The sequence below is a fragment of the Micromonospora sp. NPDC048868 genome (assembly GCF_043198195.1).
Lineage (GTDB): Bacteria > Actinomycetota > Actinomycetes > Mycobacteriales > Micromonosporaceae > Micromonospora > Micromonospora reichwaldensis.
In genome coordinates this window covers 152,180-167,495 of the sequence record NZ_JBICUN010000005.1, presented here as the reverse complement: position 1 = coordinate 167,495, position 15,316 = coordinate 152,180, and the positions used below count along the sequence as shown (strand labels likewise).

The 15,316-nt window shown below is 76.3% G+C and carries 13 protein-coding genes; 9 read left to right on the top strand and 4 right to left on the bottom strand.

Annotated elements, in window-relative coordinates; translation table 11 throughout:
• Positions 1 to 22 precede the first annotated feature (22 nt).
• On the bottom strand, positions 23 to 1,456 hold the full coding sequence (locus tag ACGFNF_RS10240) for an aldehyde dehydrogenase family protein (RefSeq protein ID WP_393167086.1): 1,434 nt from the start codon (positions 1,454 to 1,456) through the stop codon (positions 23 to 25).
• A 70-nt stretch (positions 1,457 to 1,526) separates the two neighbouring features.
• Here ACGFNF_RS10240 and ACGFNF_RS10235 point away from each other — a divergent pair, with 70 nt between their 5' ends.
• Positions 1,527 to 3,131, top strand: a complete 1,605-nt coding sequence (locus tag ACGFNF_RS10235; protein WP_393167084.1) for a phytoene desaturase family protein — start codon at positions 1,527 to 1,529, stop codon at positions 3,129 to 3,131.
• 776 nt (positions 3,132 to 3,907) lie between these two features.
• Here ACGFNF_RS10235 and ACGFNF_RS10230 read toward each other — a convergent pair.
• From ACGFNF_RS10230 to ACGFNF_RS10220, 3 genes are all read right to left on the bottom strand, one after another.
• A complete protein-coding gene (locus ACGFNF_RS10230; protein ID WP_311414284.1) occupies positions 3,908 to 4,675 on the bottom strand; it encodes a polyprenol monophosphomannose synthase in 768 nt (255 codons plus the stop codon).
• Positions 4,676 to 4,793: 118 nt separating this feature from the next.
• Positions 4,794 to 5,795 carry an SDR family oxidoreductase gene (locus tag ACGFNF_RS10225; RefSeq protein WP_393167082.1) on the bottom strand — a complete coding sequence of 334 codons (1,002 nt, stop codon included), beginning with the start codon at positions 5,793 to 5,795 and terminating at the stop codon, positions 4,794 to 4,796.
• A complete protein-coding gene (locus ACGFNF_RS10220; protein ID WP_357578849.1) occupies positions 5,792 to 6,220 on the bottom strand; it encodes an SRPBCC family protein in 429 nt (142 codons plus the stop codon). The genes ACGFNF_RS10225 and ACGFNF_RS10220 overlap by 4 nt, the downstream gene beginning before the upstream one ends.
• A 285-nt stretch (positions 6,221 to 6,505) precedes the next feature.
• On the opposite strand from ACGFNF_RS10220, the gene ACGFNF_RS10215 reads away from it, so the two are divergent.
• Genes ACGFNF_RS10215 through ACGFNF_RS10180 form a run of 8 tightly spaced genes read left to right on the top strand, consistent with a single transcriptional unit; the run spans position 6,506 to position 15,181 of the window.
• The gene (locus ACGFNF_RS10215; protein ID WP_393167080.1) at positions 6,506 to 8,167 is read left to right on the top strand and encodes an HAD-IIIA family hydrolase; all 1,662 of its coding nucleotides are present in this window, start codon (positions 6,506 to 6,508) and stop codon (positions 8,165 to 8,167) included.
• Positions 8,164 to 9,141, top strand: a complete 978-nt coding sequence (locus tag ACGFNF_RS10210; protein ID WP_393167078.1) for a glycosyltransferase — start codon at positions 8,164 to 8,166, stop codon at positions 9,139 to 9,141. Before ACGFNF_RS10215 ends, ACGFNF_RS10210 begins: the two co-directional genes overlap by 4 nt.
• Complete coding sequence (locus tag ACGFNF_RS10205) at positions 9,126 to 10,340, top strand: glycosyltransferase (protein WP_393167076.1); 1,215 nt, start codon at positions 9,126 to 9,128, stop codon at positions 10,338 to 10,340. The genes ACGFNF_RS10210 and ACGFNF_RS10205 overlap by 16 nt, the downstream gene beginning before the upstream one ends.
• Positions 10,337 to 10,993, top strand: coding sequence for an SIS domain-containing protein (locus ACGFNF_RS10200; RefSeq protein WP_393167336.1), 657 nt, complete (start codon positions 10,337 to 10,339; stop codon positions 10,991 to 10,993). The genes ACGFNF_RS10205 and ACGFNF_RS10200 overlap by 4 nt, the downstream gene beginning before the upstream one ends.
• A gap of 13 nt (positions 10,994 to 11,006) precedes the next feature.
• On the top strand, positions 11,007 to 12,566 hold the full coding sequence (locus ACGFNF_RS10195; RefSeq protein WP_393167074.1) for a PfkB family carbohydrate kinase: 1,560 nt from the start codon (positions 11,007 to 11,009) through the stop codon (positions 12,564 to 12,566).
• Positions 12,563 to 13,264: an SDR family oxidoreductase gene (locus ACGFNF_RS10190; RefSeq protein WP_393167072.1), complete on the top strand. Its 702-nt coding sequence runs from the start codon at positions 12,563 to 12,565 to the stop codon at positions 13,262 to 13,264. Before ACGFNF_RS10195 ends, ACGFNF_RS10190 begins: the two co-directional genes overlap by 4 nt.
• Positions 13,261 to 14,214 (top strand): glycosyltransferase family 9 protein, encoded by a 954-nt coding sequence (locus ACGFNF_RS10185; protein WP_393167070.1) that lies wholly within the window; start codon positions 13,261 to 13,263, stop codon positions 14,212 to 14,214. The genes ACGFNF_RS10190 and ACGFNF_RS10185 overlap by 4 nt, the downstream gene beginning before the upstream one ends.
• On the top strand, positions 14,198 to 15,181 hold the full coding sequence (locus ACGFNF_RS10180; RefSeq protein WP_357578856.1) for a DNA topoisomerase IB: 984 nt from the start codon (positions 14,198 to 14,200) through the stop codon (positions 15,179 to 15,181). The genes ACGFNF_RS10185 and ACGFNF_RS10180 overlap by 17 nt, the downstream gene beginning before the upstream one ends.
• Positions 15,182 to 15,316: the final 135 nt, after the last annotated feature.

Sequence of the window (15,316 nt, the reverse complement as noted above, 5' to 3'; positions counted from 1 at the left end):
GCGGACAGCCCCCGCGCGTGTCTCACCAGTGGCCGCCGCCGGGTGCCTCGATGTGCACCGCCTTCGTCGCGGTGAACTCGTCCAGCAGTTCCGGCCCGTAGCCGAAGCCGTGCCCGCTGCCCCGACGCGGGTGCGCGGCACCGCCCGGCGCGCCGCCGAACACCGCGTTGACCTTCACGGTGCCCACGGGCAGTTCCCGCCAGGCGCGCTGGGCGTGACTCATCGATCCGGTCAGCACCGTCGCGGCCAGCCCGTACGGGGAGTCGGCGGCGCACCGCAGCGCCTCGGAGAGCGAGTCGACGGCCACGATCGGGGCGACCGGCCCGAACGTCTCCTCGCGTACCACCGTCATGTCGTGCCGGCAGTCGGTGAGCACGGTCGCCGGGTAGAACGCCCCCGGCCCGTCGGGCAGCGTGCCGCCGGTGCGGATCCGCGCGCCCTGCGCCACCGCCGCGGTCACCTGCCCGTGCACGTGGTCGCGGTGCCGCCGGTCCACCAGCGGCCCCAGTTCGGTACGCGGGTCGCCGCCCGGGCCCGTCCGCAGCTTCGTGGCCCGCTCCACCAGCGCCAGCGCGAAGTCCTCCGCGACGTCCCGGTGCACGTAGATCCGCTCCACCGCGACGCAGATCTGCCCCGCGTTGGCGAACGCGCCGATCGCCGCCTGCCCGGCCGCCCACACCGGGTCGACGTCGCCGTCCACGACGAGCGGATCGCTGCCGCCGTTCTCCAGGAGCACCTTCGCCCCGGTCCGTGCCGCCGCGGCCGCGATGGCCCGCCCGGTGGCGGTGGAGCCGACGTGGGCGACGACGTCGACCTGTTGGGCGGCCAGCGCCGCGCCGACCTCCGGGCCCCCGGTCAGCAGCGACAGCACCCCGGGCGGCAGCGCGGAGTCGAACGCCTTCGCCAGCAGCCAGCCGGTCGCCGGGGCACGCTCGCTCGGCTTGTGCAGCACCACGTTGCCGGTGACCAGGGCCGCGCCGAGCAGCCCGCAGGAGACCGCCACCGGGTCGTTCCACGGGGTGATCGCGGCGACCACCCCGCGCGGCTGCGGCGTCATGAAGTCGAGGGCGTGGGTGGCGCCGTGCAGGGTCCGCCCGCCGCGCACGGGGGCGAGTTCCGCGTACTGTCGCAGCGTGCCGATCCCCGCCTCCACGCCGCCCCGGGCGTCCGACAGGGGCTTGCCCATCTCGGCCGTCGTGGCCCGGGCCAGGTCGTCGGCCACCGCCGCCACGGCGTCCGCCGCCCGGTGCAGGGCCGCCGCCCGTTCCGCCGGGGCGGTCGCCGCCCACTCCGCCGCGACGCCGCGCGTCGCCTCCACCGCCTTGCCGACCTCGTCGGCCGTCGCCACCGGCGCCGAGCTGACCGGGGAGCCGTCGGCCGGATCGCGTACGACCAACTCGCCACCCTCGCCGCCCGCGCCCCACACTCCGCCTATGAGCTGCGCAACCGTGTACATGGCAGTGCATGCCCCGGCCCCGGCGTGGCAAACGCGTTTCGCCCGGTTGCTGGCCGGGTAGGCGGATCGGATGAGTTCGCCCGGCGCGGAGAGCGCGGACGCCGTCATCGTGGGAGCAGGCCACAACGGCCTGGTCGCCGCCAATCTGCTCGCTGACGCCGGCTGGGACGTGCTGGTGCTGGAGGCCACGGAGACCCCGGGCGGGGCGGTGCGTTCCGCCGAGGTGACGGCCCCCGGCTACCTGAGCGACCTCTACAGCTCCTTCTATCCCCTCGGCTACGCCTCGCCGGTGCTGCGCGGGCTGGGGCTCGACCGGTACGGGCTGCGCTGGCGGCACTCCCCGGACGTGCTGGCCCACCTGCTGCCCGACGGCCGGGCGGCGGTGCTCAACCGCGACCCGGAGGCCACCGCGGCCTCGCTGGAGGCGTTCGCCCCGGGCGACGGCAAGCGCTGGCTGCACGCGTACGACGACTGGCGCCAGGTGGCCGAGCCGATGCTGGAGAGCATCACCAGGCCGTTCCCGCCGGTGCGTGGGGGCCTGACCCTGCTGCGCCGGCTGCGCGTGTCCGGGGCGCTGCGACTGGCCCGGCGGCTGGTGGTGCCGGTGCGCAAGCTCGGCGACGAACTCTTCGAGGGCGAGGGCGGCCCGGTGCTGCTGGCCGGCTGCGCCCTGCACACCGACCTGTCGCCCGAGGAGGCCGGTTCCGGCGTGTACGGCTGGCTGCTCGCCATGCTCGGCCAGCAGGTCGGCTGGCCGGTGCCCGACGGCGGCGCCCAGAAGATCACCGACGCGCTGGTGGCCCGGCTGACCGAGCGGGGTGGCCGGATCCTCTACGGCGCACACGTCGACCGGGTGCTGACCGCCCGCGGCCGGGCGATGGGCGTGCGTACCACGGGCGGCGCCCTCTGGCGGGCCCGCCGCGCGGTGCTCGCCGACGTCCCCGCGCCCGCTCTCTACCTGGACCTGGTCGGCGCGGCGGCGCTGCCGCCCCGGCTGGTGGAGGACCTGGCGCACTTCCGCTGGGACGGATCGACCCTCAAGGTGGACTGGGCGCTGTCGGCCCCCGTGCCGTGGACCAACCGGGCGGTCGCCAACGCCGGCACCGTGCACCTGGGGGCGGACCTGGACGGCCTCACCAGCTACGCCGCCGCGTTGGCCCGCAAGGAGATCCCGCGCGACCCGTTCCTGCTGCTGGGACAGATGTCGGTGGCCGACCCGAGCCACTCGCCGCCGGGCACGGAGTCGCTCTGGTCGTACACCCACCTGCCGTTCCGCCAGAAGTGGCGGGCCGACGAGATCGCCGCGCACGTCGAGCGGATGGAGCAGGTGCTGGAGGAGGCCGCGCCGGGCTTCCGCAGCCTGATCGTGGGTCGGCACGTGGCCGGTCCGGCCGACCTGGAGGCGGGCGACCCGAGCCTGGTCGGCGGCGCGCTGGGCGGCGGCACCGCCGCCGCGTACCAGCAGCTGTTCCTGCGCCCGATCCCCGGCCTGGGCCGCGCGGACACCCCGGTGGACCGGCTCTTCCTGGCCAGCGCGTCGGCGCACCCGGGCGGCGGCGTGCACGGCGCACCCGGCGCGAACGCGGCCCGCGCCGCCCTGGCCCGCGACCGCGCCCTCACCGGCCCGCTGTACGCGGCCGGGATCGACGCCGCCCACCGCGCGATCTACCGCTGACCGCCAGCACGGCGAAGGCGACAGGCTCGCGCCGTGCGCCGTGCGTCGTGCGCGGGGGGTCGTGTGCCGTGTGCCGTGTGCGGGGCATCGTGCGCCGTGCGCGGGGCGCTGTGCACTGCGGCCTGGATGAACAGGCCGACTCTTCGCGGATCCGGGCCAGCAGGGCACCCGGACGGGCGCGTGCCCGCCGGCGGATTGTGGTGAAGTCGTTGACGGACAGTGAGGGGAGCGCTGGCCGCACGGGTCGCTCACCGCACCCTTTGCTCTGCATCCATATACGCAACGGTTGCTGCGGGTAACGGTGTGCGGACGGTTCCGCCGCACCGACGGCGAGTCAGCCCCAGGTCAGCGACGTGGTGCGTCCGTGGCTGCAGAGCAAAGGGCGGAGAGTGGCGATCCCGAGGCGGGCTCGAAAGTCACGGAAGGTGAGGGTTACGCTCCGAAGTCGCGGTGCCGGGTGTCGGACGTTCCGCGCGGCGGACGGCCGGGACTCAAGGTCGCCCGTCCGCCGCTCCGCCCGTCCGCCGCTCCGCCCGTCCGCCGCTCCGCCCGTCCGCCGCTCCGCCCGTCCGCCGCTCCGCCCGTCCGCCGCTCGCTGCCTCTACCGCTCGCCGCGGTCCTTGCTCCAGCCGTCCGTCGTCCGCCGCCGTTCGCCTGCCGCCCCGGGCCCGGCCCGCTGAACGGGACCCGGGACCAGGGCAGGGCATGGCGTGGCAGCGGGGCGGGGCGGAGCAGGGCAGGGCAGGGCAGGGCGGCACAGCGGGGATCGGGTCGGGTCAGCGCTCGATGTTGCGGTGCTTGCTGCGCAGCTTGAACGGCATCAGTGCGCTCTCGATCTTGGTCGCGGTGGTCATCTTGGACGCGCCGTCGCGCCGTTCCTCGAAGCGGATCGGCACCTCCAGGATGGTGTGCCCCAGCTTCGTGGCCAGGTAGTGCATCTCCACCTGGAAGCTGTAGCCGTTGGACTGCACCCGCTCCAGGCCGATGTCGCGCAGCGCGTCCGCCCGCCAGATCTTGAAGCCGGCGGTGAGGTCGCGGATCCGGACCCGCAGCAGCGTGTGCACGTAGAGGTTGGCCCAGCCGCTGAGCGCCCGCCGGTAGAGCGGCCAGTTCTCGTCCAGCTCGCCGCCCGGCACGTACCGGGAGCCGATCACGACGCCGGCCTGGGTGGAGAGCAGCGCGCCGAGCATGCCCGGCAGCGCCTCCGGCGGGTGCGACAGGTCGGCGTCCATCTGCGCCACGTACTCCGCGCCGCCCTCGAGGGCGCGCCCGATGCCGTCCACGTAGGCCCGGCCGAGGCCCTCCTTGCCGGCCCGGTGCACGACCTCGACGCGGTCGGGGTGCTCGATGGCCAGCTTGTCCGCCACCTCACCCGTGCCGTCCGGCGAGTTGTCGTCGGCGACCAGGATCTTCAGGCCCGGCAGCGGCAGGGCCAGCAGCCGCTCGACCAGCACCGGGAGGTTGCCCGCCTCGTTGTAGGTGGGAACCACGACGGTCAGGCGTGCGTCCCGCCACGGCACGGGCAACTGCACGGGTTCGATCATGTCGGACATCCTCGGTCGGCGGACAGGGCTCCCTCAGAGCGTAGCCAGTTGCCACATCCGGGTCGAAAAGGCCACCCCTACCGCCCCGTCTTCCGCCCCCGACGAGGGCCTGTTCCAGTCAGCGGAGGCGGCGGGCCAGCGCGGTGAGGGCCACCGCCAGGCCCGCCAGGGCGGCGCCGGAGACGGCCGGCTTGTGCGTACCGATCCACAGGGCGGCCGAGCGGCCCCGGGCCCGGTCGGTGAACACGCCCGCCGCGCCCCGGTCCCGTTCGTCGTCCCCGGGACGGTCCAGGTTGTCCCGCCAGGCGGCCGGGTCGATCGGGGTCTCGGTCTGCTGGCTGTCGTAGCCGTCGCGTGCCAGCTTCCGGTCGAGCAGGCCGGGGGCGAGGACGTCGCCGAGCCGGGCGCGCCAGGTCGGGCCACCCACGTTCAGCTCGCGCGGCCCGTGGTCGGCCGCCCAGACGATCGCCTTCGCGGCCACCTCGGGTGCGAAGATCGGCGGTACGGGCTGGGGGTGCCGGGGCAGCCGGGTGCGTACCCAGGAGAACTGCGGGGTGTTGATCGCCGGCAGTTGCACCATCGACAGCTTCACGCCCGGGCAGTCGTGCAGCAGTTCCGCCCGCAGCGAGTCGTTGAAGCCCTGGATGGCGTGCTTGCTCGCGCAGTACGCCGACTGCAACGGGATCCCGCGGTAGGCCAGCGCGGAGCCGACCTGCACGACCGCGCCCCGCCCACGTGCCCGCATGTGCCGCAGCGCCGCGAGGGTGCCGTGCACGGTGCCGAGGTAGTTGACCTCGGTGACCCGCCGGAACTCGGTGGCCGGGATCTCCCACGCCGGGGCGAAGACCGAGACCATCGCGTTGTTCACCCACACGTCGATGCCGCCGAACCGCTGCACCACGTCGTCGGCGGCCTGCTGCACCGCCCCGGCGTCGGCCACGTCCACCCGGTAGGTGCGCACCTCCGAGGCGCCCAGCTCCCGGCAGTCGCGCTCGGCGGCCGCCAGCCCGGCCTCGCCACGGGCGAGCAGCGCGAGCCGGGCGCCGCGCTCGGCGTACCGGCGGGCGACCGCCCGTCCCACGCCGGCGCTCGCCCCGGTGACCACCACGGTCTGCGTCATGCGTCCGCCTTCTGCCGCATGGCGATGTCGGCCAGCCGGGTCAGGGTCTCCTTGTTGCGCTGGTGCAGCACCAGGTCGTTGATCTTGTTGCGTATCCAGTGCAGCGGACCGGCGGCGAAGTCCTCGCCGATGCGTACCCGGGTGGCGTCCGCGCCGACCGCTTCGAGGGTGAACACCACGATGGCCTCCCCGGCCGGCCAGAGGCCGGCGCGGATCACCAACCGGCGCGACGGGTCGCAGGTCAGCACCGTGGAGACGTCGTGCAGGGAGAACGGCCACGGCCCGGCCTTGTGGTGCAGTTGGCTGCCCACCCGGGGCCAGGCGTCGTCCACGTCGCGCACGTGCACCGTGCCCACGACCCAGTCGCTGTACGTCCACCCGTCCGCCAGCACCGCCCAGACCTGCTGCGGGGAAGCTTTGATCACTTTCTCCACAATCGCCACTGCGCTCCCATACCCTGGGTGCGGCCGGGGCTAACGGTGCCGACGGGTTAGCTTCTCCCGGGCGACGGGTAACGGCACCTGCGAGCCGGCGTGTCGGCGCCGCCGGCGTACGACGCGGGGGGCGCGTCCGGGACGACGTTTACTCCCCGGGGCGCCGGGAACCCGCCGGCTGTGCGACAGGACCAGGTGGAGCCGGATCAGCGCAGGTCAGCCCGGGTTTTTGCCGGCGCTGGCGCGGCGGGGTCCGGGCCCGTCCTGTTCGACGCGGTGCTGCTGGACCGCGACGGCACGCTGATCGAGGACGTGCCGTACAACGGCGATCCCGAGAAGGTACGGCCGGTGCCGGGAGCGCGGGCCGCCCTGGACCGGCTGCGGGCGGCGGGCCTGCGGCTGGCGGTGGTGACGAACCAGTCCGGCCTGGCCCGTGGATTGTTCACCGAGGCGCAGATGCGGGCGGTGCACGCCCGGGTCGAGCGGTTGCTGGGGCCGTTCGACGCCTGGCTGGTGTGTCCGCACGACGACGGCGACGGATGCGGGTGCCGCAAGCCGGCGCCGGGGCTGGTGCACGCCGCGGCGCGGGAACTGGGCACCGTGCCGGCGCGGTGCGTGCTGGTGGGGGACATCGGCCGGGACATGATCGCGGCGTCGGCCGCGGGCGCGTCGGGGATCCTGGTGCCCACGCCGGTGACCTGCCCGCAGGAGGTGGCCGCCGCCCCGCAGGTGGCCCGCGATCTCCCGGCGGCGGTGGCGGAGATCCTGCGCCGCCAGGCGGCGCTCGACCCGGCCACCTACCGGCAGGCCGACACCGGCACCGACGCCGCGCGGGGCGCCCGCGGGCGGCGGGCGGGGACCGTGCTGGTGGTACGCGCCGACTCGGCCGGGGACGTGCTGGTGACCGGGCCCGCCATCCGCGCCGTCGCCGCCCACGCCGAGCGGGTGGTGTTGCTGTGCGGGCCCCGGGGACGCGCCGCGGCGGAACTCCTGCCCGGCGTCGACGAGATCGTCGTACACCGGCTGCCCTGGATCGACCCCGCCCCCGACCCCGTCGACCCCGCCGACATGCGTCGACTCGCCGACCGGCTCGCCGCCGTGCACGCCGACGAGGCGGTCGTCTTCACCAGCTTCCACCAGTCGCCCCTGCCCCTGGCCCTGCTGCTGCGCCTGGCCGGGGTCGGGCGCGTGAGCGCCATCAGCGACGACTACCCGGGCAGCCTGCTCGACGTACGGCACCGCGTGCCGGCCGGCGTACCCGAACCGGAACGCGCGCTCTCCCTCGCCGCCGCCGCCGGCTTCGCCCTCGCCGACCACGACGGACCCGCCCTGCACCTGCGTCCGGCGCAGGCGCCGCCGCCGGAGGTCGGTGCGCCCGGCTACGTGGTGCTGCACCCCGGCTCGGCGGCGCAGGCCCGGGGCTGCCCGCCGGAGCTGGCCGCGCGGATCGCCCGCGCCCTGACGGCCGCCGGCCACCGGGTGGTGGTCACCGGCGGCCCCGACGAGCAGGAGCTGACCGCGCGGGTGGCCGGGGACGTCGCCGTCGACCTGGGCGGGCGGACCGGCCTCGCCGGGCTGGCCGCGACGGTCGCCGGCGCCGGCGCGGTCGTGGTCGGCAACACCGGCCCCGCCCACCTCGCCGCCGCGCACGGGGTGCCGGTGGTCAGCCTGTTCGCCCCCACGGTGCCGTTCGGGCAGTGGGGGCCGTGGCGGGTGCCCACGGTGCGCCTCGGCGACGCGGAGGCCGCCTGCCGCGACACCCGGGCGGCGCGCTGCCCGGTGCCCGGACACCCCTGCCTGAGCAACGTCGACCCCGAGGAGGTCGTCGACGCGCTGCGGCTGCTCGGGGTGACCCCGTCGGTCCGGTCGGGGCCGCCCACCGGCAGCCCGTCCGCCAGCGGGCCGACGCTGGCCACCACCGGCGGGAGCGGCCGATGAACCTGCTCCTGTGGCACGTGCACGGCTCCTGGACCACGTCGTTCGTGCACGGCAAGCACCGGTACCTGGTGCCCGTCACCCCGGACCGGGGCCCCTACGGCCTCGGCCGCGCCCGCACCTACCCGTGGCCCGACACGGCCGTCGAGGTGACCCCCGAGCAGCTGCGCACCGCCGACGTCGACCTGGTCGTCCTGCAACGCCCCGAGGAGATCGACCTCGCCGAGCGGTGGCTCGGCCGCCGGCCCGGCCGCGACGTACCCGCCGTCTACGTCGAGCACAACACGCCCAAGGACGGCGACGTGCCCAACAGCCGGCACCCCATGGCCGACCGCGACGACCTGCTCGTCGCGCACGTCACCGGATTCAACGAGCTGTTCTGGGACACCGGCGCCACCCGCACCACCGTGGTCGACCACGGCATCGTCCCTCCCGCCGTGCGGTACACGGGCGAGTTCGAGCGGCTGGCCGTGGTGATCAACGAGCCGGTACGCCGGGGGCGGGTCACCGGCACCGACCTGCTGCCCCGCTTCGCCGAGATCGCCCCGCTGGACGTCTTCGGCATGAAGGTGGCGGGGCTGGCCGAGCACCTGGGCCTGCCCGCCGACCGGCTCACCAGCCACGACGACCTGCCCCAGCACCGGATGCACGCCGAGTTGGGGCGGCGGCGGGCGTACCTCCACCTGTGCCGGTGGACCTCGCTGGGGCTGAGCCTGATCGAGGCGATGTCCATCGGGATGCCGGTGGTCGCGCTGGCCGCCACGGAGGCGGCGATGGCGGTGCCACCGGAGGCGGGCGCGCTGTCCACCCGGCTCGACACCCTGCTCGACGCCGCCCGCCGGTTCGTCGACGAGCCGGCGGAGGCACGCCGGGCGGGGGAGCGGGCCCGCGTCGCCGCCCGGGACCGCTACGGCCTCGACCGTTTCCTCGCCGACTGGGACCGGCTGCTGGAGGAGGAAGTATGCGCATCGCGATGATCTCGGAGCACGCCAGCCCGCTCGCCATCCTGGGCGGCGAGGACGCCGGCGGTCAGAACACGCATGTCGCCGAGCTCTCCGCCGCCCTCGCGGCCGCCGGACACGACGTGCGGGTCTACACCCGCCGCGACGCCGTGGACCTGCCGGTGACCGTACGCAGTGCCGACGGCTACGACGTGGTGCACGTCCCGGCGGGGCCGGCCGAGCCGGTCGCCAAGGACGCCCTGCTGCCGCACATGCGGGAGTTCAGCCGTTGGCTGGTCGACCGGTGGCGGGGCGGCGACTGGATGCCCGAGGTGATCCACGCGCACTTCTGGATGAGCGGCCTCGCCGCGCTGGCGGCCAGCCGGCAGACCGGCGTTCCGGTCGTGCAGACGTACCACGCCCTGGGGGTGGTCAAGCGGCGGCACCAGGGCGTGCAGGACACCAGCCCGGCCCGCCGGATCGGCTACGAGCGGGAGTTGGGCCGGGCCGTCGACCGGGTCATCGCCCAGTGCCGCGACGAGGTCGGCGAGCTGGTCCGGATGGGCGTGCCCCGCTCCCGGATGACGGTCGTGCCGTCCGGGGTCAACCTGGGCACGTTCGCCCCGCTGGGGCCGACCGCCGAGCGGGAGGACGGCCGGCCGCGGATCCTGACCGTCGGCCGGCTGGTCGAACGCAAGGGCTTCCAGACCGTGGTGCGGGCGATGGCGTACGTGCCCGAGGCCGAGTGCGTGGTCGTCGGCGGCCCGCCCGCCGGCCTGCTGGAGACCGACCCGTACGCCCGCCGGCTGCGCGCCCTCGCGGTCAGCTGCGGGGTCGCCGACCGGGTGCGACTGGTCGGCGCGGTGCCCCGCGAGGAGATGGGCCGCTGGTACCGCTCGGCGGACGTCCTGGTGGCCGCCCCCTGGTACGAGCCGTTCGGGCTCACCCCGCTGGAGGCGATGGCGTGCGGCGTGCCCGTGGTGGGCACCGCCGTCGGCGGGATCAAGGACACCGTGGTCGAGGGCGTCACCGGCGACCTGGTGCCGGCCCGGGACCCGTGTGCGCTGGGCGCCGCGATCCAGGGGTTGCTCGACGACCGGATCCGCCGCTTCGCGTACGCGACGGCGGCGCGGGAACGGGCCCGGCGGCGGTACTCCTGGGCGGCCACGGCGGAGCGGCTGGTGGAGGTCTACGGCGACGTGGCGGTCCACCGGCCGACCCGGGTGGTGGCCTGATGGCGGCACCCACGCCGCTGGACACGCACCTGACGAACCTGGCGGCGGCGCTGGTGCCCTTCCGGCGGCACGAGACGCTGCTGGCCCGGTGGGGGGAGGCCCTCGCGCGTCGGCTGGTCGACGGCGGCCGGCTGCTGGTGGCCGGCAACGGCGGCAGCGCCGCCGAGGCCCAGCACCTCACCGCCGAACTCGTCGGGAAGCTCCGCGACGACCGCCAGCCCCTGTCCGCCCTCGCGTTGCACGCGGAGACCTCCGCGATGACCGCCATCGGCAACGACTACGGCTACGACGAGGTCTTCGCCCGCCAGGTACGCGCCCACGGCCGCGCCGGCGACGTCCTGCTGCTGCTGTCGACCAGCGGCACCAGCGCCAACCTGCTCGCCGCCGCCCGGGCCGGCCGCGACAGCGGGCTCACCTGCTGGGCCCTGACCGGCCCCGCCCCCAACCCCCTGGCGGAGCTGTGCCACGACGTGCTCGCCGTCGGGTCGGCCGACAGCCAGGTCGTGCAGGAACTCCACCTCGTGACCAGCCACCTCCTCTGCGAGTACGTCGAGCGGGCGCTGCCGGTGGCGCCCGCCGCGCCCGGGGCGCCCGTACGGACCGGGGTCGAGGTGGTGCTCGACGGCGGTGCAGGTCAGCAGGTCCAGGCGTGATGAGGAGGGAAGCGTGAGGGGACCCGTCGTGGTGGTCGGTGACACCCTGCTGGACCGGGACGTCGAGGGGGTGGTGAACCGGCTCTGCCCGGACTCGCCGGTGCCGGTGCTGGACGAGACCGCGCACGTCGACCGGCCCGGCGGCGCCGGGCTGGCCGCCGTCTTCGCCGCCGCGCAGGGCGCCGACGTGGTGCTGGTGACCGCGTTGGCGGACGACGCGGGGGGTGCCCGGCTCGCCTCGTTGCTCACCGACGCCGGCGTGCAGGTGTATCCCCTCGGGCTGCGCGGCGGCACGCCGGAGAAGGTCCGGCTGCGCGCCCGGGGCCGGGTGCTGCTGCGCCACGACCGGGGCGGCGCGGCCGGTACGCCCGGCGAGCCGTCCGAGGCGGTGCTGCGGGTGCTCGCCCGGGCCTCCGCCGTGCTGGTCAGCGACTACGGCCGGGGCGTCGCCCGGCAGCCCGCGCTGCGGGCGGCGCTCGCCGCCACCCGGGCCCCCGTGGTCTGGGACCCGCACCCACGGGGACCGGAGGCGGTCGCGGGGGTGCACCTGGTGACCCCCAACGAGTCCGAGGTGCGGGAGCTGGTCACGGTCACGCCGGGGGCGACCCGGCTGGCGACGGCGGCGCGGGGCGCCCAGGGGCTGCGCCAGCGCTGGCGCGCCGGCGCGGTGGCGGTGACCCTGGGCGGGGACGGGGCGCTGCTCTGCCACGCCGGCGCGACGCCGATGGTGGTGCCCGCCCCGGCCGTCGCCGAGGGGGACACCTGCGGGGCCGGTGACCGGTTCGCGGCCACCGCCAGCCTCGCCCTGGCGCGGGGGGCGCTGGTCTCCGAGGCGGTGCAGGAGGCGGTCGCCGAGGCGTCGGCGTACGTGGCCGGCGGGGGAGTGGCGACGGCGCTGCCGCGCGCGGTGCGTCCGCTGCCGCCGGCGGTCTCCGGCCCCGGCGGCGAGCGCGTCGGCGTGGCCGCGGCGGCCGGCGTGGTGTCGGCGGTACGCGCGTCCGGCGGGACGGTGGTGGCCACCGGCGGCTGCTTCGACCTGCTGCACGCCGGGCACGTGGCGACGTTGCAGGCCGCCCGGCAGCTCGGCGACTGCCTGGTGGTCTGCCTCAACTCCGACGCGAGCGTGTCGGGGCTGAAGGGCCCGGACCGGCCGGTGATCCCGCAGGGCGACCGGGCCCGGCTGCTCGCGGCGCTGAGCTGCGTCGACGCGGTCATGATCTTCGACGAGGCCACCCCGCACGCGGCGCTGTCGTGGCTGCGGCCGGACGTCTGGGTGAAGGGTGGCGACTACGCCGGTGACGGCGGCGAGCCCGCCCTGCCCGAGGCGGAGGTCCTGCGCCGCTGGGGCGGCAACGCCGTGGTGGTGCCGTACCTGGACGGCCGCTCCACGACCGGGCTGATCGCCGCCGCCCGCTCCACCGGCACCGCCGGGCCGCTCGACGGGCCGCCGCTCACCGACACCGTGCCGCCGGCCGGTCCCGCTCCCGGTGGCGCCTCGGGGAGACCCGGCGGCGAGCCCGGACGGGCGCGGGCCGGCCTCGCGGGACCGACCACGACGGAGGGGACCCGATGAGCGCCGGGGCGCCCGGCGCGGGGCGCACCGTGCTCGTCACGGGCGGATCGAGCGGCCTGGGCGCCGCCGTGGTCGCGGCCGTGGCCCGGGCCGGCGGACGTCCCCTGGTGCTGGACCGGCAGGCGCCCGCCGACGGGGTGCCGTGGGTGGAGTGCGACCTCGCCGACACCCGCGCCGCGGAGGCCGCCACCCGGCAGCTCGCCGAGCGCTCGGGCGGGCTGGACGCGGTGGTCACCGCGGCGGGGATGGACGTGCCCGGGAAGCTGGCGGACACCCCCGGCGAGACCTGGGAGCGGATCGTTGCCGTGGACCTGCTCGCCACGGCGGCCGTCATACGGGCCGCCCTGCCCTTCCTGGAGACCTCCCGGGGGAGCGTCGTCACCGTCGCCTCCACGCTCGGGGTGAAGGCCGTTGCCGACGCGACCGCGTACTGCGCCGCGAAGTTCGGGGTCGTCGGCTTCACCCGGGCCCTCGCCGCCGAACTCGCCGGCAGGGTCGGCGTCACGCTGCTCATCCCCGGCGGCATGCGCACGGCCTTCTTCGACGAGCGCGACGCCGCGTACAAGCCCGGTCCCGACGCCGTCCTGAACGACCCCGCCGACACCGCCGCCGCCGTCATGTTCGCGCTGTCACAACCCGCCGGCTGCGCCGTCCGCGAGATGGTCGTCTGCGCCGACCAGGAGACCTCCTACCCGTGATCCTCGCCCTGCGCGCCCTCGGCGTCGGCGACCTCGCCACCGCCGTCCCGGCCCTGCGCGCCCTGCGTGCCGCCCACCCCGGCCGGGACCTCGTCCTGGCGGCACCCGGCTGGCTGGCGCCGCTGGTCGCCCTGGTCGGCGGCGTCGACCGGCTGGTGCCCACGGACGGGCTCGGTCGCCCCGACCCGGCCCTGGGGACGCCGCGCGTCGCCGTGAACCTGCACGGCCGGGGGCCCGAGTCGCACCGGATGCTCGCCGGCACCCGTCCCGGTCGGCTGCTCGCCTACGCCAGCCCCGAGGCCGGCCATCACGACGGCCCCGAATGGCGCGACGACGAACACGAGGTCGACCGCTGGTGCCGGCTCCTCGACTGGTACGGCATTCCCGCCGACCGCATCGACCTGGACCTGCGGCGCCCGGCCCCCGGCGGCGTCCCGACCGGCGTGACCGTGCTGCACCCGGGTTCCAAGATCCCAGCGAAGCGCTGGCCGCCCGGACGCTTCGCCGCGTTGGCGCGGGACCTGGCCGCCCGGGGGCACCGGGTGGTGCTCACCGGCAGCCCCGACGAGCGGGCCACCGCGCAGCGGATCGCGGACGCCGCGGGGCTGCCCGCCGACGCGGTGCTCGCCGGCCGGACGGACCTGGGCCGGCTGGCCGCGCTGGTGGCGTACGCCCGGCTGGTGGTCAGCGGGGACACGGGCGTGGCGCACCTGGCGACCGGCTACCGCACGCCGTCGGTGGTGCTCTTCGGCCCGGTCTCCCCGGCGCGCTGGGGGCCGCCGCCGGGCCGGCCCCGGCACCGGGTGCTGTGGGCGGGTGGACAGGGACGGCCCGGGTGGGAGGGGGTGGGAAGCCATCCGACGTTGGCGGCCATCGGGGTCGACGAGGTGGTGGCCGCCGTGGACGAGGTGGAACGGGCGGTGCGGGTCTCCCGTGCGGTTGCGGCGTAGTGATCCGGGCAGGCCGGGGTACGGGCGACGCCGGCGCGGCCGGGGCTGGCTCTTCCTGGACCCGTCCGGGCAGCCGGTCCGCGACCCCGACCGGTTGGGCCGGCTGCGTGACCTGGTGATCCCGCCCGCCTGGCGCGACGTGTGGATCTGTCCGTACCCGAACGGGCACATCCAGGCCACGGGCATCGACGCGGCCGGGCGCAAGCAGTACCTCTACCACCCGACGTGGCGGGCGAGGCGCGACGAGGCGAAGTTCGACCACGTGCTGGAGGTGGCCCGCCGGCTGCCGGTGCTGCGCGACCGGGTCGGGCGGGACCTGTCCGGCCGGGGACTGCACCGCGACCGGGTGCTGGCGACGGTGACCCGGCTGCTGGACATGGGCACGTTCCGGGTCGGCAGCGACCAGTACGCGGCCGGCGACGAGCCGACGTTCGGGGTGTCGACCCTGCGTCCCGAGCATGCCCGGTCCCGGGGTGGCTGCGTGGTGTTCGAGTTCCCCGCCAAGGGCGGCGTCGAGCAGGTGCGTCGCATCGAGGACCCGGAGCTGTGCCGGGTGCTTGTCAACCTGCGCCGCCAGCGCCGGTCGGCCGACCGCCTGTTCGGCTACCGAGACGGCGGGGACTGGCGCGACGTGCGCAGCGACGAGGTCAACGAGTACCTGCGGGACGCCAGCGGCGGGGAGATGACGGCGAAGGACTTCCGTACCTGGCACGCCACGGTGCGGGCGGCGACCGAACTGGCGACGGTGGGCCCGCCGCGCTCGGCGACCGCCGGCAGGCGGGCGGTCGCGGCGGTGATGCGTGACGTCGCCGAGCTGCTCGGCAACACCGCCACCGTGGCCCGCACGTCCTACGTCGACCCGCGCGTGGTCGACCTCTTCCACGACGGCGTGGTGGCCCCGGTCGACCCCGCGACGCCCCGCGAGAAGGCCGAGCGGATCGTGCTCGAACTGCTGGAGGACGCCTGAGGCGGCCCCGGCGCCGTCCTGTGGTGGGGGCGCCGGGGCCGGTCCGGGTCACCGGGCGACCGCCCGCCTCCCCCGTGGCGGCGGGCGGCTCGCCTCGGCCCCCGTCGGCGGTCCGATCCCGGCCGGCGCCGGGGC

Bases quoted from the DNA above. Each gene is read 5' to 3' on its own strand.
- ACGFNF_RS10205 (WP_393167076.1), top strand. From the start codon at position 9,126: ATGCGCATCGCGATGATCTCGGAGCACGCCAGCCCGCTCGCCATCCTG.
- ACGFNF_RS10225 (WP_393167082.1), bottom strand. From the start codon at position 5,795: ATGACGCAGACCGTGGTGGTCACCGGGGCGAGCGCCGGCGTGGGACGG.
- ACGFNF_RS10235 (WP_393167084.1), top strand. From the start codon at position 1,527: ATGAGTTCGCCCGGCGCGGAGAGCGCGGACGCCGTCATCGTGGGAGCA.
- ACGFNF_RS10210 (WP_393167078.1), top strand. From the start codon at position 8,164: ATGAACCTGCTCCTGTGGCACGTGCACGGCTCCTGGACCACGTCGTTC.
- ACGFNF_RS10190 (WP_393167072.1), top strand. From the start codon at position 12,563: ATGAGCGCCGGGGCGCCCGGCGCGGGGCGCACCGTGCTCGTCACGGGC.
- ACGFNF_RS10240 (WP_393167086.1), bottom strand. From the start codon at position 1,456: ATGTACACGGTTGCGCAGCTCATAGGCGGAGTGTGGGGCGCGGGCGGC.
- ACGFNF_RS10230 (WP_311414284.1), bottom strand. From the start codon at position 4,675: ATGATCGAACCCGTGCAGTTGCCCGTGCCGTGGCGGGACGCACGCCTG.